Source organism: Hydrogenophaga sp. GW823-FHT04C09, from assembly GCF_058796355.1.
Genome location: NZ_JBXAIO010000003.1, coordinates 636405 through 656081 on the forward strand (window position 1 = coordinate 636405; position 19677 = coordinate 656081).

18 protein-coding genes are annotated in these 19677 nt (G+C 67.7%); 15 read left to right on the forward strand and 3 right to left on the reverse strand.

The window, feature by feature from the left end:
* Positions 1 to 63 precede the first annotated feature (63 nt).
* The gene (locus AC1Q9M_RS12150) at positions 64 to 897 is read right to left on the reverse strand and encodes an alpha/beta hydrolase (protein WP_382321000.1); all 834 of its coding nucleotides are present in this window, start codon (positions 895 to 897) and stop codon (positions 64 to 66) included.
* 108 nt (positions 898 to 1005) lie between these two features.
* Between AC1Q9M_RS12150 and AC1Q9M_RS12155 the strand changes: the two genes are divergently transcribed.
* Positions 1006 to 1917 (forward strand): LysR family transcriptional regulator, encoded by a 912-nt coding sequence (locus tag AC1Q9M_RS12155; protein ID WP_382156226.1) that lies wholly within the window; start codon positions 1006 to 1008, stop codon positions 1915 to 1917.
* Between the two features lie 3 nt (positions 1918 to 1920).
* Here the strand turns inward: AC1Q9M_RS12155 and AC1Q9M_RS12160 are convergent, their stop codons facing one another.
* Positions 1921 to 3663, reverse strand: a complete 1743-nt coding sequence (locus tag AC1Q9M_RS12160; RefSeq protein ID WP_382328479.1) for a long-chain fatty acid--CoA ligase — start codon at positions 3661 to 3663, stop codon at positions 1921 to 1923.
* Between the two features lie 308 nt (positions 3664 to 3971).
* Here AC1Q9M_RS12160 and AC1Q9M_RS12165 point away from each other — a divergent pair, with 308 nt between their 5' ends.
* The 14 genes from AC1Q9M_RS12165 to AC1Q9M_RS12230 all read left to right on the forward strand — a co-directional run bounded on the left by AC1Q9M_RS12165 (position 3972) and on the right by AC1Q9M_RS12230 (position 18556).
* Positions 3972 to 4256, forward strand: coding sequence for a hypothetical protein (locus AC1Q9M_RS12165; RefSeq protein ID WP_382321002.1), 285 nt, complete (start codon positions 3972 to 3974; stop codon positions 4254 to 4256).
* Between the two features lie 152 nt (positions 4257 to 4408).
* On the forward strand, positions 4409 to 5128 hold the full coding sequence (locus tag AC1Q9M_RS12170; protein WP_492433986.1) for a hypothetical protein: 720 nt from the start codon (positions 4409 to 4411) through the stop codon (positions 5126 to 5128).
* Between the two features lie 37 nt (positions 5129 to 5165).
* Positions 5166 to 6785: a hypothetical protein gene (locus AC1Q9M_RS12175; RefSeq protein WP_382321008.1), complete on the forward strand. Its 1620-nt coding sequence runs from the start codon at positions 5166 to 5168 to the stop codon at positions 6783 to 6785.
* Between the two features lie 287 nt (positions 6786 to 7072).
* Entirely contained in the window at positions 7073 to 8107 is a 1035-nt protein-coding gene (locus AC1Q9M_RS12180) for an amino acid ABC transporter substrate-binding protein (RefSeq protein WP_382321010.1), read from the forward strand.
* A 1-nt stretch (position 8108) separates the two neighbouring features.
* Positions 8109 to 9281 carry an amino acid ABC transporter permease gene (locus tag AC1Q9M_RS12185; RefSeq protein WP_492433989.1) on the forward strand — a complete coding sequence of 391 codons (1173 nt, stop codon included), beginning with the start codon at positions 8109 to 8111 and terminating at the stop codon, positions 9279 to 9281.
* Positions 9282 to 9283: 2 nt separating this feature from the next.
* The gene (locus AC1Q9M_RS12190) at positions 9284 to 10387 is read left to right on the forward strand and encodes an amino acid ABC transporter permease (protein WP_492433991.1); all 1104 of its coding nucleotides are present in this window, start codon (positions 9284 to 9286) and stop codon (positions 10385 to 10387) included.
* A gap of 12 nt (positions 10388 to 10399) precedes the next feature.
* Positions 10400 to 11143 (forward strand): amino acid ABC transporter ATP-binding protein, encoded by a 744-nt coding sequence (locus tag AC1Q9M_RS12195; protein ID WP_444687109.1) that lies wholly within the window; start codon positions 10400 to 10402, stop codon positions 11141 to 11143.
* A gap of 41 nt (positions 11144 to 11184) precedes the next feature.
* Entirely contained in the window at positions 11185 to 12258 is a 1074-nt protein-coding gene (locus tag AC1Q9M_RS12200) for a glycerophosphodiester phosphodiesterase (protein WP_492433993.1), read from the forward strand.
* Positions 12259 to 12299: 41 nt separating this feature from the next.
* Positions 12300 to 12689, forward strand: a complete 390-nt coding sequence (locus AC1Q9M_RS12205; protein ID WP_382321016.1) for a hypothetical protein — start codon at positions 12300 to 12302, stop codon at positions 12687 to 12689.
* Between the two features lie 80 nt (positions 12690 to 12769).
* On the forward strand, positions 12770 to 14146 hold the full coding sequence (locus AC1Q9M_RS12210; protein ID WP_382321017.1) for a TolC family protein: 1377 nt from the start codon (positions 12770 to 12772) through the stop codon (positions 14144 to 14146).
* A 1-nt stretch (position 14147) separates the two neighbouring features.
* Complete coding sequence (locus AC1Q9M_RS12215; RefSeq protein WP_382321019.1) at positions 14148 to 15557, forward strand: multicopper oxidase family protein; 1410 nt, start codon at positions 14148 to 14150, stop codon at positions 15555 to 15557.
* 23 nt (positions 15558 to 15580) lie between these two features.
* Positions 15581 to 16099: a cupredoxin domain-containing protein gene (locus AC1Q9M_RS12220; RefSeq protein WP_382321021.1), complete on the forward strand. Its 519-nt coding sequence runs from the start codon at positions 15581 to 15583 to the stop codon at positions 16097 to 16099.
* Positions 16100 to 16122: 23 nt separating this feature from the next.
* Entirely contained in the window at positions 16123 to 16857 is a 735-nt protein-coding gene (locus tag AC1Q9M_RS12225; RefSeq protein WP_444687115.1) for a copper-binding protein, read from the forward strand.
* A 112-nt stretch (positions 16858 to 16969) separates the two neighbouring features.
* The gene (locus AC1Q9M_RS12230) at positions 16970 to 18556 is read left to right on the forward strand and encodes a methyl-accepting chemotaxis protein (RefSeq protein WP_492433997.1); all 1587 of its coding nucleotides are present in this window, start codon (positions 16970 to 16972) and stop codon (positions 18554 to 18556) included.
* A gap of 7 nt (positions 18557 to 18563) precedes the next feature.
* On the opposite strand, the gene AC1Q9M_RS12235 is transcribed toward AC1Q9M_RS12230, so the two are convergent.
* Entirely contained in the window at positions 18564 to 19529 is a 966-nt protein-coding gene (locus AC1Q9M_RS12235; RefSeq protein WP_382321026.1) for a Bug family tripartite tricarboxylate transporter substrate binding protein, read from the reverse strand.
* Between the last annotated feature and the right edge of the window lie 148 nt (positions 19530 to 19677).

Consider the following 19677-nt stretch of genomic DNA (forward strand, 5'->3'; position numbering starts at 1 on the left):
CCGCCCCCGGTGGATCACCGGGGTGGGCATTTCAGGTGGATGGGAAAGGGGGGTGCGGGTCCGTCAGGACGGCGGGGGCGTCGCGGCCTGGAAGAAGGCCCGGACGTGACCACGCACCTCGATGGCGCACGGACATTCCCCGGCGGGCTGTTCGCTCAGCGACTCGGGCCAGCCGGTGGTGGGGGGCAGCAGGCCGCTGTGCACCGCGATGCCCGCCTCGCGCAGGCGATCGGCGTAGGCCAGGGCCTCGTCGCGCATCGGGTCGTCGCCACCGGTGAGGATCAGCGCGGGCGGCAGGCCGGCCAGCCGTTGCGCGCGGCAGGGCACGGCATAGGGGTGTTCCGCGTCCATCGGGCCGCGCAGGTACTGCTGCCAGCCATCCATCCACTTGCAGCCGGTGGATTCGCCCATGGTCTGGCGCAGCGAGGGCGTGGCACCGCACGGGTCCAGCATGGGCGCGACGAGGATCTGGCCGGCCAGCGGCGGGTGCGCGCGGTCGCGCACCATCATGGCCACGGCCGCCGCGATGTTGCCGCCGGCCTCCTCACCCGCGACGAACAGCGGCGCGCCCGTGCCCGCCAGGCGCGTGCGCTGCTTGAACAGCCATTCCAGCGTGGTGTAGCCGGCCTCCACCGCATCGGGAAACCGGTGCGCCGGCGCCAGCGGATAGGCCAATGACGCCACCACCGCGCCCGAGCTCGCCAGCAGCTCGGCCAGGCAGGCGCCGCTGTCCAGATCGCCCGAGATGAAGGCGCCACCATGGAAGTGCAGCACCAGCGGCACCACGCCGCCGCGCGGCTTCGCGCCCCAGACGCGCAGCGCCAGCGGGGGCTTGCCAGGCACCGACAAGGTGCGTGCGGGCGGCACGGCGGCAGAGGATGAGGCAGTTGAAACCATGACCTGAACTATAGACACACCCTTTCTGCGGATAAAGCCACCTGCCGCCAGTTGTCTGTTTCCATTGCATGAACAATCCCGCCACAAAGCACATCAAGGACAGAGGGCATGGATCAGATCCAATCGATCAGGGTATTTGCGCGGGTGGTGGAGGCCGGCACCTTCACCAAGGCGGCCGAGTCGCTGGACCTGCCCAAGGGCACGGTGACGAAGATGGTGCAGCACCTGGAGTCGCGGCTGAAGGTCAAGCTGCTCAACCGCACCACCCGGCGCGTGACCGTCACGCCCGATGGCGCGGCGTACTACGAGCGCACGGCCCGCGTGCTCAACGACCTCGACGACATCGAGGCCAGCATGACCAACGCCCAGGCCAGCCCCAGCGGGCGCCTGCGCGTGGACGTGGGGACCTCGGTGGCGCAGCACATCATCATTCCCGCGCTCGCCGACTTCTACCGCCGCTACCCCGACATCCAGCTCGACCTGGGTGTCTCCGACCGCGCGGTGGACCTCATCGCCGACAACGTGGACTGCGTGATCCGCGGCGGCGAACTGCTGGACCAGTCGCTCGTGGCCCGGCGCGTGGCCAACATGGCGCTGATGACCGTGGCCTCGCCGGCTTACCTCCAGGCGCACGGCACGCCCACGCACCCGGACCAGCTGGGCAGCGAGCACACGATGCTGAACTACTTCTCCCCGCGCAACGGCCGCCCCTTCATCAACGAGTTCGAGAAGGACGGCCAGACGGTGGAGATCACGGGCCCGACCCGGCTGTCCGTCAACGAGAGCAACGCCATGACCGCGGCGGTGCTCGCGGGCCTGGGCGTGGCGCAGATGGGGGCCTTCACCGCCGTGCCGCTGATCGAGCGCGGCGAGCTGGTGCGGGTGCTCGCCGACTGGTCGACCCACACCATTCCGCTCTACGTGGTGTACCCGCCGAACCGCCACCTCAGCGCCAAGGTGCGGGCCTTCGTGGAATGGGTCGCCGAGCTGTTCTCGAAACACCCGGAGCTGTCGGGCTGAACCTCAGGCGGTGCTGGGCGGTGCCTTCGCGGCCTCCTGCTCCTGCAGCAGGCGCCACATCACCTTGCCGCTGCCGCTCTTGGGCAGCGCGGTGACGAACTCCACCGTGCGCGGGCACTTGTAGGCCGCCATGTTCTCGCGGCACCAGTCCAGGATGGCCTGCTCGCTGGTCTGTCCGCGCGCGGCTTCGCGCAGCACCACCACCGCCTTGACGCTCTCGCCCCGGTAGGCGTCCTGGGTCGCGATCACGCAGGCCTCGGCGATCGCCGGGTGCCGGAACATCAGCGCCTCGACCTCGGCCGGCCAGACCTTGAAGCCGCTGGCGTTGATCATGCGTTTGAGCCGGTCGGTGATGAAGTAGTAACCGTCCTCGTCCACCCGGCCGAGGTCGCCCGAGCGGAAGAAGCGCTTGCCTTCGAAGGTGATGAAGGCGGCCTCGGTGGCCTCGGGGCGTTTCCAGTAACCGTCGAACACCTCGGGGCCGTGGATGATGATCTCGCCCGCTTCGCCCTGCGGCATTTCCTGCAGCGTGATCGGGTCGACCACGCGCGCGTCGGTGCCCAGGAAAGGAATGCCCAGGCATTGCTGCTTGGGGTGGTCGGGCGGGTTGTTGTGCGAGGGCGCGGCGGTCTCGGTCAGGCCATAACCTTCCGAGTAGCGCAGGCCGAACTGGTCGAGCAGGCGCTGCGCCACGGCCTGCGGCATGGCCGCGCCGCCGCCGCCCACCAGCACCAGGCTGGAGAGGTCGTACTGGTCGAAGTTCGGGCTGGCCAGCAGGTCGATCACCATGGTGGGGATGTTGGTCCAGTGGGTGCAGCGCCAGCGCGAGATGAGCCGGCCGGCGAGCTCGCGGTCCCAGCGCGGCATCACCACCATGGTCGCGCCGTTGTACACGCCCGCGTGCATGCCGGCCACCATGCCGGTGATGTGGAACATGGGCACCACCAGCAGGCCCACGTTCTCCGACGTGCTGTTGGTCCACAGGCCCACGCCCACCGCGTTGTGCATGAGGGTGCGGTGCGGGTGCATGCAGCCCTTGGGCAGGCCGGTGGTGCCACTGGTGTAGGGCAGCACGGCGAGGTCGTCCGGGCCCCGGTTGTGCGCGGGCGCGCTGCCGCCGCAGGCCAGCGCCTCGGCCCAGTCGCTCACCGTGCCGCCGGGCAGCGAGGGTGTGGGGTGGCGCGTGCCCAGCCAGTCGGCCCAGGCCGGTGGGATCTCGGCGGCCGGGCCGATGGCGTCGCTGTAGTGCGAGACCACGAGGTGGCGCAGGCGGTCGCCCTCGCGCACCTCGCTGTTGGCCTTGAGCAGTTCACCGGCCAGGTCGGCCGCGGCGATGGCCACGCGCGCGTCGGGATCGATCAGGTAGTGCTTGAGCTCCTCGGCCCGATTCATGGGGTTGACCGGCACCACCACCGCGTTGGCGCGCAGGATGGCGAAGTGCGCCACCACCCACTGCGGGCAGTTCTGCATGAACAGGATCACGCGGTCGCCGTCCTGCACACCCTGCTGCCGCAGGTGCGCCGCCAGGCGCTCCACCTGCGCGCGCAGCTCGCGGTAGCTGAGCACGTGATCGAAGAACACCAGCGCGGGCTTGTCCGGGTAACGCTGCGCGCTCACGTCCAGGTTGCACCAGAGCGAGGTGGCGGGCGTGGTGATGCGGTGCGGCAGGCGCGTGGGCCAGAAGCGGTGGTGCGCGTGCGGATCGGGCGTGGACGCGGCGCGCCCGCCTTCGGTGGTGCTGCTCATCACATGTCTCCGTTATGGGTGTTGTGGGACAAGCATACGGGGCGCCTCCGCCCGCCGAAACCCGCGTTTGTCGCGCGAGAGACCGCGATGGCAGCTCAAAACAAAGTTGGGAGATGGCTCAAGAAATCAGGGCAATGACGACCCCTACGATCCAAGTTCATGTCTTTCATGCATCCAACAGGGCACGCAGCTGCAGCAATGCTCCCTGGAGTATGTGTAGTTCTATTGGACTACATTTACTTTGACTGGAGTCGAACGCGGCATGTGTCGACCACTCAGCAGTTGCAATATTCAAGGAGGGCATTGAAATGAAACAGGGTCGCAAGTTGGCCAAAGGGCTGGGGGTGAGCGCGTTGATTGGGACGCTCGCGCTGGCTGGTTGCGGGGGAGACAAGCGTGCGGAGGGTGGCGACGCAGCGCGCACACCCCAACAAGTGATCGAGCAACTGGAAGCGAGTGGTGAGCTGCCCAAGCTTGAGCGCCTGCCCAGCGTTGAAGGCATGGACGCGAATGGCAATGGTGTGCGGGATGACATCGAGACCCACATTCATCGCAAGTACTGCGGCAGCACAGGCAATAGCCAAAGCGGTTGACTGTTCTTTTGACATCTTTGCAGGAGCCGACAACGAGAAGCACCGCTATCGGATGTCCAACGAGTTGGAGTCCATCACCACCAATACCAAAGAGAGGCTGAATGCGTACCTTGCGTTCAACAAGGCTGTAAGTGGCTCCGTAACTTCGTCCTATGAAAGTCGCGGCTGTGATTGAGATGCTGCTTCGCAACCGCCTATTGCGCGCAACGATCTGCGGATTGTTGATGCACCATTCCGCCATGAGTCAAGAGCCGTGCGACAGGAGCGGCGTTACCTTGGGCTTCTTCAATGGCGTACAAACGACATACCTGCAGGCGAATGATGCGCGTCGCGAAATACGCAAAGTCTTCGGAGAGGTAAGCGCGTTGATTGGGACGCTCGCACTAATTGGTTGCGGGGGGGACAAGCGTGCGGAGGGTGGCGACGCAGCGCGCACGCCTCAACAAGTGATCGAGCAACTGGAAGCGAGCGGCGAATTGCCCAAGCTCGAGCGCCTGCCCAGCGTTGAAGGCATGGACGCGAATGGCAACGGCGTGCGGGATGACATCGAGACCCACATTCATCGCAAGTACACGGACCCGGCACAAAGAAAGGCTGCGATGCAGACGGCGCGAGCGTTACAGCAAATGCTGTTGGTGGACAAGAACGATGCGGTGGCGCTTGAGCGCGTGTCGCAAGCGTCGTGGAGGGCCGTGGGGTGTGAATCACTGGCTTTTTCCGGGCCAGAGGGCTCAACACAAAGTTGGGAGATGGCTCAAGAAATCAAGGCAATGACGACCAACACCAAGGAGCGGCTCCAAGCCTTCCTCGCATACAACGCAGCTCGCAGTGGTTCTGTTTCCTCGATGCCGAAGGTGGATAGCTGTGACTGACCGATCTCTTCTGGGGTGGTGGCGACGATGGGTACTAGTGCTCAGCGTCATATCTGCGTCGAATGCATTTGGTCAAGAACAATGTGAGCGCAATGGAGTGGTGTTCGGGTTTTTCAACGGAGTTCAGACGCAAGAAGGCGATGCGCAACGTGCGGTGCGTCAACATATTTCTGTTCTCTATGGATCTACCACCCCCAACGGCGAACCTATCACGTACGACCTGTTCTACAACGACACCCAAGGCTTCGCCGATTTCGTGGAGACATTCGACCAGCGTCTTCACGAACATGGGGGCCTGCTGGCCGGCCGCTTCGAACTGTTCTTCTCTGCCACGCGCGGTGAGGGGGCTTGGTGGCGAGCGATCACGTCGGCCATCCCCAGTCTGGTCGGTTTTCTGGATTCCTTGTTTGATCTGTCTCGGGCGGCACTGATGACCGAGCTGACCGCCAACCTCGGGAACCCGAACATGGCCGAAGTGGCCGGTCGCCACCGGGCACAGATCGATCATTGGGCGCGCCTTGAGAAGAAGATGCTCTTCTTCGCGCACTCGCAAGGCAATCTGTTTGTCAACATGGCCTATGCGCATGCCCTCAGCAGGACCGATGCGAAGTCGGTCAGGGTGGTGCATGTAGCGCCAGCATCGCCGATGTTGTCCGGCCCACACACGCTGGCCGACAAGGACTTGGTCATCAATGGCTTGAGGACCGTGGGCGCCGTGGTTCCCAACACCACGGACATTCCTCCGTATTTCAGTCGACCCGCAGGCCTCAATGGCCTGCGCGATCTGATCGGGCATGGGCTGCTTGAGATTTACCTCAATCCCGCGGTGCCCACGGCTGGCCGCATTCGCGAACATGTGTTGGCCGCACTGCGGGGGTTGGAGTCGCCGCCGCGCCAACCCATGCCGCCGTTTCCGGATTTCGTGGCCCGTCCGTGGACGGGTGGCTCGGCGCCTGTGGTGGTGCGGACGCCAGACGATGCGTCGCATGTATTGGAGAAAGTCGTTGATCAAAGCAGTGCTGCGACGGTGTTCGTCAGCGCAGGTGGTGGATATTGGTCGCTCGCGCCACCCGAAGAGTCAAAGAGTGGGTGGAGCCGAAAGCTCTTCCAAGGGAAGGGCATGGGTGGCTCTCGACAGTGTTTGTGGGGCGAACAGCACGTGGAAGGATGGGCGAGCGCTCAGCCGACTTTTGAATGTGTCTTCGAGAGAGTGCCTCTCGGATATAGGTCGTATGGTCCGGCGTTGCCTGAGGAACTGGCTGCGTACAAAGACGCCCCGAAGGGCACGGTCGTGCGTTTGAATACGATGACTTATCTGGGCCTGCGTCTGGGGGTGGTGGGCGTCAGCGCAACTGATGCATCGGTCGGCTTCATGTCGGGAGCCATCCTGCGCGGGTTCACGGGCATGCAGGGTGAGCGCGTGTGGAATGAGTCCTACACGATCAAACCTGGCGTGCTGCAGAACCAGGAGGCCTATGAATCGTGGCTGGCAGCCCAGCGCGCCCATGCGACAGAAGAGTTTCGTCGCTATGAGCGCTATCTGGAGGAACGAGCGGAGTATGAGGAAAGGAGGCGGCTTTGCCCGCCACCACCGCCTCCACCACCACTGGATCCGGAAGCGTGTGTGCCGACGCAGCAGGTAGTCTGCCCGTCATGACGGTGGAGTGGTGCTGCTCACCACATGTCTCCGTGACGGGTGTTGTGGGACAAGCATACGGGGCGCCTTCGCCCGCCGAAACCCGCGTTTGTCGCGCGAGAGACCGCGATGGCACGGAATCTGCAGCGTGATGCCCTCATGTGCAATTTGCATGATCCGCCCACGTAAACCCCGATCCCTACCCCAAAAAGGCGGGTCTACATTTCGGTGGCCACCGCAACATGCACCCAACAGGTGCGTTTCGCGGGACGGCCATTGCCCTTTCACTTACCACTGGAGAGACCCCGATGAAACAGCATTCCCTGAAACTGGCGGCCCTGGGCCTGGGCACAGCCGCCACCCTGATCGGCCTGCCGGCCCACGCCGGCAAGGACCTCGACGCGGTCAAGAAACGCGGCGAGCTGATCTGCGGGGTGAACACCGGTCTGGCGGGCTTCTCGGCCGCCGACAGCCAGGGCAAGTGGAGCGGCATGGACGTGGACGTGTGCCGCGCCGTGGCCGCCGCCATCCTCTCCAACGCCGACAAGGTGCGCTACGTGCCGCTGAACGCGCAGCAGCGCTTCACCGCCCTGCAGTCGGGCGAGGTCGACATGCTGGCGCGCAACACCACCTGGACGCTGACGCGCGACGCCTCGCTGGGCCTGACCTTCACCGGCGTGAACTTCTACGACGGCCAGGCCTTCATGGTGCCCAAGAAGCTCAACGTGAAGAGCGCCAAGGCACTCAAGGGCGCCACGGTGTGCGTGCAGTCCGGCACCACCACCGAGCTGAACCTGACCGACTTCTCGCGCGCCAACAACCTCGCGCTCAAGCCCGTGGTGTTCGAGAAGGTCGAGGCCGCCACCGCCGCCTACGTGGCCGGCCGCTGCCAGGCCTACACCACCGACGCCTCGGGCCTGGCCTCGATCCGCGCCAAGGAAACGCCCAAGCCCGACGAGCACGTGATCCTGCCCGAGCTGATTTCTAAGGAACCGCTGGGCCCGGCCGTGCGGCGCGGCGACGATGAGTTCTTCAGCATCGTGAAGTGGGTCGGCTACGCGCTGATCGAAGCCGAGGAATACGGCGTCACCCAGGCCAACGCCGACTCCATGAAGAGCAGCACCAACCCCAACATCATGCGGCTGGTGGGCGCGGGCACCGAAGACACCGGCAAGCTGCTGGGCCTGGACAAGGAATGGGCGCTGCGCGCCATCAAGGCCGGCGGCAACTACGGCGAGCAGTTCGAGCGCCACGTCGGCCCCAAGACGGCCATCGGCCTGCCGCGCGGCACCAACAACCTGTGGACCCAGGGCGGCCTGATGTACGCCCCGCCGGTGCGCTGAGTTGAGCGCCGCGCCGCCGCCGAAGAAACGCACGTGGTCGCTCAACAGCCGGGCCACGCGCGGTCTCATCTTCCAGGCCATCGCCCTGCTCCTGATCGCCGCGGGCGTGTGGTTTCTTGCGCACAACACGCAGGAAAACATGCGCGTTCGCGGCATCCAGAGCGGCTTTGACTTCCTGGGCGCCGCCGCCGGTTTCGACATCGGCGAGACGCTGATTCCCTACAGCCCGAGCGAGAGCTACGGCAAGGCAATCGGGGTGGGCGTGCTCAACACGCTCAAGGTCGCCGTCATCGGCATCGTGCTCACCACGCTGCTGGGCGTGCTGCTCGGCGTGGGCCGCTTCTCGCGCAACGCGCTGGTGCGTGGCCTGTGCTACGGCTACGTGGAGGTGTTCCGCAACGTGCCCATCCTGCTGCAGCTGCTGATGTGGTACCTGGTGTTCATCGAGCTGCTGCCACCCTCCAACGAAGCCTGGAACCTGGGCCACCTGTTCTACCTGAGCAAGGGCGGTTTCTCGTTCCCGTTTCCCTCGGCTGGCGTGGGCCAGGTGCTGGCGGGCGTGGGCCTGGGCCTGGTGGCGGCCTGGGCGTGGCGGCAGGGCGTGCAGAAGCGCTTCGAGCGCACCGGCCAGAACGCCGACCGCGTTTGGGCGCCGATCGCGCTCATCGCGGTCTTCGCGCTGGTGGGTTGGCTGGTGGCCGGCATGCCGCGCGAATGGAACATCCCCGAGCAGCTGGCCTTCATGGTCGATGGCGGCGTGAGCGCCACGCCCGAGTTCATGGCCATCCTGATCGGCCTGGTGATCTACACCTCGGCCTTCGTGGCGGAGGTGGTGCGCGGCGGCATCCAGTCGGTCAGCCGCGGGCAGGACGAGGCGGCGGCCGCGCTCGGGCTGAACCCCAAGCAGAAGATGAACCTGGTGATCCTGCCGCAGGCCATGCGCGTGATCATCCCGCCGCTGACCAACCAGTACCTCAACCTCACCAAGAACTCCTCGCTCGCGGTGGCGGTGGGCTACCCGGACGTGGTCTCGATCGCGAACACCACCATCAACCAGAGCGGGCGCGCGGTGGAGTGCATCGCCATCATCATGCTGGTCTACCTCACCACCTCGCTGTCCACCTCGGCCTTCATGAACTGGTACAACCAGCGCGTGGCCATCCAGGAGCGCTGAGCATGGCCGACACCTATGTGCCCATCGCGCCCCGCCCCTCGCCGGTCAGGACCACCGGCTTCGTGCCCTGGGCGCGGCGCAACCTGTTCGCCGACTGGCGCAGCACCCTCACCACACTGTTCGTCGGCGCGCTCATCGTCTACCTGCTGCCCGGGCTGATCCACTGGGCGTTCCTGCGCGCCGTCTACGTCAACGACGCGGACGCCTGCCAGGCCGCGCGCGGCATCGGCGCGTGCTGGGGCGTGGTGACCGAGAAGTACCGCATCATCCTGTTCGGCCGCTACCCCTACGACGAGCAATGGCGACCGCTGATCGCCACCGCCGTCATGCTCGGCGGCCTGGTGCTCAGCTGCATGCGCGCCTTCTGGAAGCCCTGGCTGCCGCTGCTCTGGCTCGGCGTGCTGGTGGTGTTCTTCACGCTCATGCGCGGCGGCGTGCTGGGCCTGAGCCCGGTGCGCACCGACCTCTGGGGCGGCCTGCCGCTCACGGTGATGCTGGCCACGCTCTCGCTCTTCATGGCCTTCCCGCTCTCCATCGTGGTGGCCCTGGGCCGGCGCAGCCAGCTGCCGGCGATCCGCTCGGCCTGCATCGTCTACATCGAGCTCATCCGCGGCGTGCCGCTGATCTCGGTGCTGTTCATGGCCTCGTTCATGTTCCCGCTGTTCATGCCGCAGGGCGTGACGCTGGACGTGCTGGTGCGCGTGATCGTGGGCATCACCCTGTTCGCGGCGGCCTACATGGCCGAGATCATCCGCGGCGGCCTGCAGGCCATCCCCAAGGGCCAGCTGGAAGCGGCCGACACGCTGGGCCTGTCGTACTGGCAGACGCAGCGCAAGATCGTGCTGCCGCAGGCCCTGGCCATGGTGGTGCCGAGCATGATGAACAACTTCATCTCGGTGTTCAAGGACACCTCGCTGGTCACCATCGTCTCGCTCTACGAGCTCACCGGCGCGCTGGCGCTCGCGCTGAACTCCGACGTGAACTGGCGGCCCTTCAAGATCGAGGCCTACCTGTTCATCACCCTGGTGTATTTCACGTTCTGTTTCTCGATGTCGCGCTACAGCCTGTGGGTCGAAACACAGCTCAGCGCCAGCAAGGCCCGTTGAAAGAAAACACACATGTCCGATTCCATCATCCGATTCGACAAGGTCAACAAGTGGTACGGCAACGACTTCCACGTGCTGCGCGACATCGACCTGGACGTGGCCCGGGGCGAACGCATCGTGATCTGCGGGCCCTCGGGCTCGGGCAAGTCCACGCTGATCCGCTGCATCAACCGGCTCGAGGAACACCAGCAGGGGCAGCTCACGGTGGACGGCATCGAGTTGACCGACGACATCAAGGCGATCGACCGCGTGCGCAAGAACGTGGGCATGGTGTTCCAGCAGTTCAACCTGTTCCCGCACCTGAGCGTGCTGGAGAACCTCACGCTCTCGCCCATGTGGGTCGGCAAGCTGCCGAAAAAGGAGGCGGAAGAAAAGGCGATGCAGCAGCTGCAGCGCGTGCGCATCGCCGAGCAGGCCCGCAAGTTCCCGCTGCAGCTCTCGGGTGGCCAGCAGCAGCGCGTGGCCATCGCGCGCGCGCTGTGCCTCACGCCCAAGATCATGCTGTTCGACGAGCCCACCTCGGCGCTCGACCCGGAGATGATCAAGGAAGTGCTCGACGTGATGATCGAGCTGGCCAACCAGGGCATCACCATGATCTGCGTGACGCACGAGATGGGCTTCGCCAAGGCGGTGGCCGACCGCGTGATCTTCATGGACCAGGGCCAGATCGTCGAGCAGAACACGCCGACCGAATTCTTCAACCACCCGCAGAACGAACGCAGCCGCGATTTCCTGTCCAAAATCCTCGGTCATTGAGCTGTCTTGCATCGGACATGGGAGGCTGTCAGACTGCCCCCATGAACGAACCCACCCCGCAGGGCGTGCAACGCCTGACCTGGATCCGCTGGAGCTGCACCACCGCCCTGGGCCTGTCGCTGTGGTGCGCGAGCGCAGCGCTCGCATTCGACGTGCAGGGCCATCGCGGCGCGCGCGGCCTCGCTCCCGAAAACACCCTGGCGGCCTTCGAGCGCGCGCTCGCCGTGGGCGTGAGCACGCTCGAACTCGATGTGGTGCTCAGCGCCGAGGGCGTGCCGGTGATCTCGCACGACATCGCCCCCAACCCCGACCTCACGCGCGACGCCGACGGCCGCTGGCTGCAGGCGCGCGGCCAGCCCTTCCACCGCCTCACGCTGGCCGAGATCGGCGCCTGGGACGTGGGCCGCATCAACCCGGCCAGCCGCTACGCGCGCGATTTCGCCGAGCAGCAGGCGCAGGACGGCCAGCGCATCCCGACCCTGGCCGCGCTGTTCGAGCGCGTGCGCCAGCTGGGCGCCCACCAGGTGCGCTTCAACATCGAACTCAAGATCAACCCCAGCCGCCCGGAAGAATCCCCCCACCCCGACACCTTCGTGCGCGCGGTGCTGGCGGTCATCAAGGCCCATGGCATGAGCCAGCGCGTGAGCCTGCAGAGCTTCGACTGGCGCATCCAGAAGGTGGCCAGCCAGCTCGCGCCCGGCATGCCGCTGTCCTACCTGTCGTCGCGCAACACGCTCAAGAGCAGCGAGTGGACGGCCGGCCTGCGGCTGGCCGACTTCGAGGACGCGCCCGGCATGGTGGCCGCCGCGGGCGGCAAGCTCTGGTCGCCCAACTTCAACGACGTCGACCAGCACCTGCTGCAGCGCGCCCGCTCGCTGGAGCTGCGCGTGATCCCGTGGACGGTGAACGACACCCAGGACATGGCGCGCCTGATCGACTGGGGGGTGGACGGCATCATCACCGACTACCCCGACCGCCTGCGCGCGGTGATGCAGGCGCGCGGCATGACCCTGCCGCCGCAGGTGGCGGTGCGCGCGGCCAAGGCCCCCGCGCCGGTGGAAGAGATCCTCCCCTCGCCACCCCCGCGCTTCGGCGTCGCGCCGCAGTTGCCCTGACCTCGGGAACCAAATCGGCCCGCGCCGTATCATTCCAGTCCATGCGCCACCTGTTGCTCGCCCTCATGATCGCCCTGCTGCCGATTCGCGGCTGGATGGGCGACGCCATGGCGCTGTCGATGCTGGTCGCGCCGGCGCAGGCCACCATGCACCACCCCGCCGCGGCCGGCACCGACCACGCCATGCCTGCCGGGCACGCCCAGGGCCATGACCAGGGCGCCGCCGGCATGACCGAGCACGGTGCCGACATGCAGGCCGACGGCGGCGGCGAACACACGCACAAGAGCTGCGAGGTCTGCAACGGCCCGGCGATGGCGCTCTCGGTGCCCGCCGTGCCCACCCTGTCCCCACGGCACGGCCTGCTCGCGCCACCGGCCGAGCGCTTCGTCAGCTCCGAGCCGCACCAAGGCATCAAGCCACCCATTTCCTGAGCGCACACACCCGAGGTGCGTCCGCCGCCGCCCGATGAGGGCGCGCGATGGGCGCTGGTTTGTGTTTTCAGGAGATTTCCATGACCCTTTTCTGGCGAACGTCGCCACCTGGGCCCACCCGCGCGCGGGCCGGCCTCTTCATCGGCTGTGCCCTGGCCCTCGCGTCGGCCCATGCGCAGTCTTCCGACGCCCTCGGCGCGGCCGACCCGGCCCGCCCCGTCACCGCACCGCCCCTGGTGCTCCCGCCCACCGGCAACGCCGAGCTGCCCGCGCTACCGACCGACATCGCCGCGGCGCGCGCGATCTGGCAACGCGCCAACCAGCGCGTGGCCGAGTTTCCGCGCGGCCACGCCGACCTGCTGCGCTGGGAATCGGCCCAGCCCGGTGAAGCCCGCGCCGAGCCCCGGCGCGGGCCGACCCTGGACCTCACGCAGGCGCTGCGGCTCTCGCTGCGGCACCGGCCGGAGCTCTTCACCCACGCCGACATGAACCCCCTGGCTCAACGCCAGGTGGCCGTGGCCTATGCGGCGCACGTGCGGGACGTGCAGCGCGCCTGGATCGACGCCGTGACCGCGCGCCAGAGCGAGCGCCTGCTCGCCGAGGTGCTGGACGCCACGCGCACCGGCAGCGAGCTGGGCCGGCGCATGGTGGTGGCGGGCAACTGGAGCCAGGCCCGGCAGATGCGCGAGCAACTGATCGAGGCCAGCGCCTGGCAGGCCAGCGTGAACGCGCGCGGCACCACCCTGGCCGCGCAGGAGCGGCTGGCCCGCCTGCTGGGCCTGTGGGACGCGCAGGCCGTGGCGCAACTCGGCGAGCAGCTGCCCACCAGCCTGCCGGAGTTGCCCGCGAAAGCCTCGCCCGGCGAGGGCGTGAGCGAGGCCGCGCTGGAAGCCGCCGTGCTGCGCGGTCACCCGACGCTGGCACAGAGCCGGCTGCTGGCCGGGCGCGACATCGCCCCACCGTCACCCGCGCGCCGACAGGCCTGGAACGAGGCGGTGGATGCCGCGCTCGACACCGTCACCGGCGCGGACTCGGCGCCACCCCGCATCGACAACCTGAGCCTGCTGCGCGACCACACGCTGGAGCGCGCCGTGAGCGCCGAAGCGGCCTTGCTGCGCCAGGCGGCCGAGCGGCGCTCCATGGCGCGCCAGGCCTGGACCGCGCTGCAGGTGCGCCATGCGAGCGCCCAGCACGCGCAGACCGTGGTGGCGCAACTGCAGACCGCCCTGGAGCAGGACACCCAGCTGCGCTACAACGGCATGCTGCAAAGCACCTGGGAGCTGCTGGCCAGCGCACGCGAGCGCATGGGCGCGCTCGATGCCGCGCTGCAGGCGCGCCGTGGCTACTGGCTCGCGCAGGCCGACTGGCAGGCCCTGCTCGCCGGCGCCGACTACGCCGGCCCCGACACCCCCTCCTCTTCATCCGGCAATGGCACGGCCGCCGCCGCAGGACACTGACATGACCCCCTCCCTCAACCGACGACATTTTTTTGCCGGCGCGGCCGCCACGGCGGTCGCCGCCACCAGTGTGAGCCGCGTGGCGCTCGCCGCCCTGCCCGAAGCCGTGCAGCAGACCTCGGCCGACACCGCCGCGCCGTGGACGCCGCCGGGCGTGACCGGTGCGGGCCGGCCCTACAACCCGGTGGTCACGCTCAACGGCTGGACCCTGCCCTGGCGCCTGAACAAGGGCGTGAAGGAGTTCCACCTGGTGGCCGAACCCGTGGTGCGCGAGGTGGCACCCGGCTTCATGGTCAACATGTGGGGCTACAACGGCCAGAGCCCGGGGCCGACCATCGAGGTGGTGGAAGGCGACCGCGTGCGCCTCTACGTCACCAACCGACTGCCGGAACACACCACCATCCACTGGCACGGCCAGCGCCTGCCCAATGGCATGGACGGGGTGGGCGGCCTGAACCAGCCCGCCATCCCGGCAGGCAAGACCTTCGTCTACGAGTTCACCGCGCGCCGACCCGGCACCTTCATGTACCACCCGCACGCCGACGAGATGGTGCAGATGGCCATGGGCATGATGGGCTTCTGGGTCACGCACCCCAGGCAAAAGCATCCCTTGATTGAAGACGTGCAGCGCGACTACTGCTTCCTGCTCAACGCCTTCGATGTCGAGCCCGGCAGCATGACGCCGCAGGTCAACACCATGCTGGAGCAGAACATCTGGGCCTGGAACAGCCGCGTGTTCCCCGCCATCACGCCGCTGGTGGCGCGCCTGGGCGAGCGGGTGCGCGTGCGCGTGGGCAACCTCACCATGACCAACCACCCGATCCACATCCACGGCATCGAGTTCGAGGTGAGCGGCACGGACGGCGGCCCCACGCCCAAGGGATCGCGCTGGCCCGAGGTGACGACCGACGTGGCCGTGGGCCAGATGCGGCAGATCGAGTTCGTGGCCGACGAGCCGGGCGACTGGGCCATGCACTGCCACAAGAGCCACCACACCATGGGGGCCATGGGCCACAGCGTGCCGACCATGATCGGCGCCGACCACCGAGGCCTGGTCAAACCCTTGCAGCGCGCCTCGCCCGACTACATGGTGATGGGCGAGCGCGGCATGGCCGACATGGGCGAGATGCAGATGGAGCTGCCCGCCAATACCTTCCCCATGATGACCGGCACCGGCCCCTACGGCCCGATCGAGATGGGCGGCATGTTCACCACCTTCAAGGTGCGCGCCGATCAGAAGGCCGGCGACTACAGCGATCCGGGACCCTACGCCATGCCGCCGGGCACCCAGGCCCGCCTGGTCGAGACCGGCGCGGCACCCGCGGCCGCGCGCCCGACCCCTTCTGCATCCTCACCCGCCAGCGCCACCGTGCGCAAACCCGCCGCCGACGCGGGCCACCACCAACACTGATTCCATTTTTGAAAGGACACACCATGAACACGACGAACACCACCACCCGCCGCCAGTTCCAGCTCGGCCTGCTCGCCCTGCCCTGGGCCCTGTCCCTGCCCGCCGCGCACGCGCACGGCGACCAGCACGGCAAAGCCGCCAGCACGGTGGTCAAGGAGCAGAAGCCCTGGGGCATCGCGGGCGAACCCGGCGCCGCCACGCGCACGATCGACATCCGCATGACCGACGACATGAAGCTCAGCCCCAACCACTTGGAGGTGCGCGAGGGCGAGACGCTGCGCCTGCGCGCCATCAACAAGGGCAAGGTGATGCACGAGATCGTGCTCGGCACGGGCGCGGACCTGCGGGCCCATGCCGAGATGATGAAGAAACACCCCGGCATGGCACACGACGAGCCTTACATGGCGCACGTGCCCGCCGGCAAGACCGGCGACATCGTCTGGACCTTCAACCGCCCCGGCGATTTCGAGTTCGCCTGCTTGATCGCCGGCCATTTCGAAGCCGGCATGCGTGGCACCATCCGCGTCAAGCCCAAGGCCTGATGCCCACCCTTCAGGAGCACCCCATGCAACGACGACACCTGCTCAGCGCCGCGATCGGCCTGTCCCTGGCGGCCAGCGGCGCCTTCGCCCAGACGCCCGCCACCCCTGCGCTGCAGGTCTGGAAAGACCCCAACTGCGGCTGCTGCAAAGACTGGGTCGAGCTCATGCGCGCCGACGGCTTCCAGGTCCAGGTCTTCGACACCGGCAACACCGCCGTGCGCCAGCGCCTGGGCCTGCCCGCCAAGTACGGCTCGTGCCACACCGCCCTGGTCGGTGGCTACGTGGTCGAAGGCCATGTGGCGGCCAGCGAGATCCGCCGCCTGCTTGCCGAGAAACCCGACGCGATCGGCCTGGCCGTGCCCGGCATGCCGGTGGGCAGCCCGGGCATGGACGGCCCGGTGTACGGCGATCGGCGCGACGCCTACGACGTGCTGCTGGTGCAGCGCGACGGCAGCTCGCGCGTGTTCCAGCGCCACGCGGGCGCGGCCACCGGCGGCTTCAAACCGACCTCGGGCGATGCGGCGGCCGGCGCGCTGCCGGCCAGCGAGGCCGAGGTGCGCAAGGTCGACACCGCCGCCGGCAAGATCACGCTCAAGCACGGCGAGATCAGGAACCTGGACATGCCGCCCATGACCATGGTCTTCCAGGCGCGCGACCCGGCCCTGCTGGGCAAGGTGAAGGCCGGCGACAAGGTGCGCTTCACGGCGGACAAGGTCAACGGCGCCTACACCGTGATGAGCCTCGAACCGGCGCCCTGAGCCGGCGGGGGTGGGTGGTCCGCGGTTTGATCTGCGTCAAACCGCGGCCAGTCTGGGCCGGCTGCTGCGTTTTTCCCCTTCGGTTTCGGCCGCAATGGCCGATGACCATCCCATGCGCAACAACCTGCCCGTCACCCCCAACGAATACGTGATCCCCGAAGGGGTCACGCTGGTGTCCACCACCGACCTGCAAAGCCGCATCACCTACTGCAACCCGGCCTTCGTGGCCGTGAGCGGTTTCGATCGCGAAGAACTCCTGGGGCAGCCGCACAACATCGTGCGCCACCCCGACATGCCCACCGAGGCCTTCCGGGACATGTGGGCCACCCTGGCCAGCGGTTCGCCGTGGTCGGCGCTGGTGAAAAACCGGCGCAAGAACGGCGACCACTACTGGGTGGAAGCCAACGCCACCCCGGTGCTGGAAAACGGCCGGACCGTGGGCTACATGTCGGTGCGCACCGCGCCCAGCCGCGACAAGGTGCAGCAGGCCGAAGCCCTCTATGCCCGCATGCGGGCCGAAGGCCAGGACGGGCGCCCCACCCTCTCGCTGCGGCAAGGACATGTGGTGCAGGGCGGCTGGCTCGGCCGGCTGCAGGACATCACCCGGCTCACGCTGGGCAAACGCATCGCGCTGTGCTCGGTGGGCATGGCGGCGGCAGGCCTGGTCATGGGCGAACTCGCCGCCCCCTTCGGCGCCATGGCGCACCTCGGTGCCGGCGTGGCCCTGCTCGCCGTGGCTTCGGTGGCCGCGCTCCTGCTGCGCCAGCAGATGCTCACGCCCCTGCAACGGGCAGTGGCCTTTGCCAACCAGATGGCCGCGGGGGATCTCTCCGCGCGCATCCAGGGCCACGCCAATGGCGAATTCGGCGAACTCACGAAGGCCCTGAACCAGCTCAATGTGAACCTGCAGGCCGTCGTGGCCGACGTGCGCCACGAGGTCGAGGGCGTGCAGGTGGCCTCCAGCCAGATCGCCGCCGGCAACCAGGACCTGTCCTCGCGCACCGAGTCGCAGGCCAGCAGCCTGGAGCAGACCGCCGCCTCGGTGGAAGAACTCAGCAGCACGGTGCAGCAGAGCGCGAACGCCTCGCGCGAGGCCTCGGTGCTGTCGCAGCGCTCGGCCAGCGTGGCGCGCGAAGGCAACGATGCCATGGCGCGCGTGATCCACACCATGGACGACATCAGCCGCTCGTCCAAGCGCATCGGCGAAATCATCGGTGTGATCGACGGCATCGCCTTCCAGACCAACATCCTGGCCCTGAACGCGGCGGTGGAAGCGGCGCGCGCGGGTGAACAGGGCCGGGGTTTCGCGGTGGTGGCCGGCGAGGTGCGCAGCCTGGCCCAGCGCACCATGACCGCCTCCAGGGAAATCAAGGCGCTGATCGACGAGTCGACGGGCCAGGTGACCGCCGGCAGCGAGCTGGTGCACAGCACCGGCAAGACCATGACCGAGGTGGTGCAGTCGGTCGAACAGGTCAACGGCCTGATCGCCGACATCACCCACGCCACGCAGGAACAGGCCCTGGGCCTGGGCCAGATCAACCAGGCCGTGGGCCAGCTCGACGCGGTGACCCAGCAGAACTCGGCCATGGTCGAGCAACTCGCCGCCGCCGCGGGCTCCCTGCAGGCCCAGGCCCAGGTGATGAACGACGCGGTGCGCGTCTTCCGCCTGCAGCAGCGCGCGGGCGCCGTGCGGGCCTGAGCGGCCTTCAGTTCGCGCTCAGGTCGATCTTCGCCGCCACGGCCTCGAAGGCCTTGAGTTCGCCGGCGAGCTTGGCGGCGAACTGTGCCGGCGTCACCGGCTGGGCCGCGACGTTGCCCTGCTTGGCCAGGGCGTCGCGGAACTCGGGCGTCTGGATGATCGCGTTGATGTCGGCGTTGATCTTCGCCACGATCGCGGGCGGCGTGCCGGCCGGCGCGAGCACGCCGTGCCAGGTGCCGATGGTGAAGTCGGCGATGCCGGCTTCGGCGAAAGTGGGCACGTCCTTGAGATGAGGGAAGCGCTGGCTGGACGTGACCGCGAGCGGGCGCAGCTTGCCCGCCGTGACGAAGGCCGTGATCGAGCCAGGCGACGGGAACGACATGTCGACCACGCCACCCACCAGGTCGGTCATGCCCGGTGCCGCGCCCTTGTAGGGCACGTGCAGCATGTCGGTGCCGGTGCGCAACTTGAAGATCTCGCCGGCCAGGTGCGGAATGCCCCCGACGCCCTGCGAGGCGTAGCTGAAGGACTTCTGCTTCGCGCGCAGGGCGGCCACCAGCTGGCCGACGTTCTGGTAGGGCGAAGCGGCGTTCACCACCAGCACGTTGGGCACATCGACGGTGAGCGCGATGGGTGCGAACGACTTTTCGACGTCGTAGCGCAGGCCCTTGACCACGAACTTGTTGAGCGTGTGGCTGGTGGCCGTGACCAGCAGGGTGTAGCCATCGGGCTTGGCATGGGCCACCGCCGCCGCGGCGATGGTGCCATTGGCACCGGCGCGGTTCTCCACGATCACCGACTGCCCCCACTGCGCGGCCAGCGCCTGGCCCACCAGGCGGGCCGACTGGTCGATCGCGCCACCGGCGGCGTAGCCCACCACCAGGGTCACGTTGCGGTTCGGGAAATCCTGCTGCGCGTGCGCGGCACCGCAGGCGAGGATCGCGGCGAATGCGCCGCAGGCGAGGGTCTTCATGGTGTCTCCGTTGGAATCTGCTGCGCCACAGGCAGCGATGGAGCCCATCGTAGGAAGCGCGTTCCAGGGCGTCAAAGCGAGATTGGGCGGATTCCGCCAGGAGAAAAGCGGACACCGGCCGAACATCCTGTCACAGCAGGCGCAGGGG

What these genes read in the sequence shown, in the direction of transcription:
- AC1Q9M_RS12165 (WP_382321002.1), top strand. Translation starts at nt 3,972, where the DNA reads ATGAAACAGGGTCGCAAGTTGGCCAAAGGGCTGGGGGTGAGCGCGTTG.
- AC1Q9M_RS12220 (WP_382321021.1), top strand. Translation starts at nt 15,581, where the DNA reads ATGAACACGACGAACACCACCACCCGCCGCCAGTTCCAGCTCGGCCTG.
- AC1Q9M_RS12155 (WP_382156226.1), top strand. Translation starts at nt 1,006, where the DNA reads ATGGATCAGATCCAATCGATCAGGGTATTTGCGCGGGTGGTGGAGGCC.
- AC1Q9M_RS12200 (WP_492433993.1), top strand. Translation starts at nt 11,185, where the DNA reads ATGAACGAACCCACCCCGCAGGGCGTGCAACGCCTGACCTGGATCCGC.
- AC1Q9M_RS12180 (WP_382321010.1), top strand. Translation starts at nt 7,073, where the DNA reads ATGAAACAGCATTCCCTGAAACTGGCGGCCCTGGGCCTGGGCACAGCC.
- AC1Q9M_RS12160 (WP_382328479.1), bottom strand. Translation starts at nt 3,663, where the DNA reads ATGAGCAGCACCACCGAAGGCGGGCGCGCCGCGTCCACGCCCGATCCG.
- AC1Q9M_RS12215 (WP_382321019.1), top strand. Translation starts at nt 14,148, where the DNA reads ATGACCCCCTCCCTCAACCGACGACATTTTTTTGCCGGCGCGGCCGCC.
- AC1Q9M_RS12205 (WP_382321016.1), top strand. Translation starts at nt 12,300, where the DNA reads ATGCGCCACCTGTTGCTCGCCCTCATGATCGCCCTGCTGCCGATTCGC.
- AC1Q9M_RS12150 (WP_382321000.1), bottom strand. Translation starts at nt 897, where the DNA reads ATGGTTTCAACTGCCTCATCCTCTGCCGCCGTGCCGCCCGCACGCACC.
- AC1Q9M_RS12230 (WP_492433997.1), top strand. Translation starts at nt 16,970, where the DNA reads ATGCGCAACAACCTGCCCGTCACCCCCAACGAATACGTGATCCCCGAA.
- AC1Q9M_RS12195 (WP_444687109.1), top strand. Translation starts at nt 10,400, where the DNA reads ATGTCCGATTCCATCATCCGATTCGACAAGGTCAACAAGTGGTACGGC.
- AC1Q9M_RS12170 (WP_492433986.1), top strand. Translation starts at nt 4,409, where the DNA reads ATGAAAGTCGCGGCTGTGATTGAGATGCTGCTTCGCAACCGCCTATTG.
- AC1Q9M_RS12190 (WP_492433991.1), top strand. Translation starts at nt 9,284, where the DNA reads ATGGCCGACACCTATGTGCCCATCGCGCCCCGCCCCTCGCCGGTCAGG.
- AC1Q9M_RS12210 (WP_382321017.1), top strand. Translation starts at nt 12,770, where the DNA reads ATGACCCTTTTCTGGCGAACGTCGCCACCTGGGCCCACCCGCGCGCGG.
- AC1Q9M_RS12225 (WP_444687115.1), top strand. Translation starts at nt 16,123, where the DNA reads ATGCAACGACGACACCTGCTCAGCGCCGCGATCGGCCTGTCCCTGGCG.
- AC1Q9M_RS12235 (WP_382321026.1), bottom strand. Translation starts at nt 19,529, where the DNA reads ATGAAGACCCTCGCCTGCGGCGCATTCGCCGCGATCCTCGCCTGCGGT.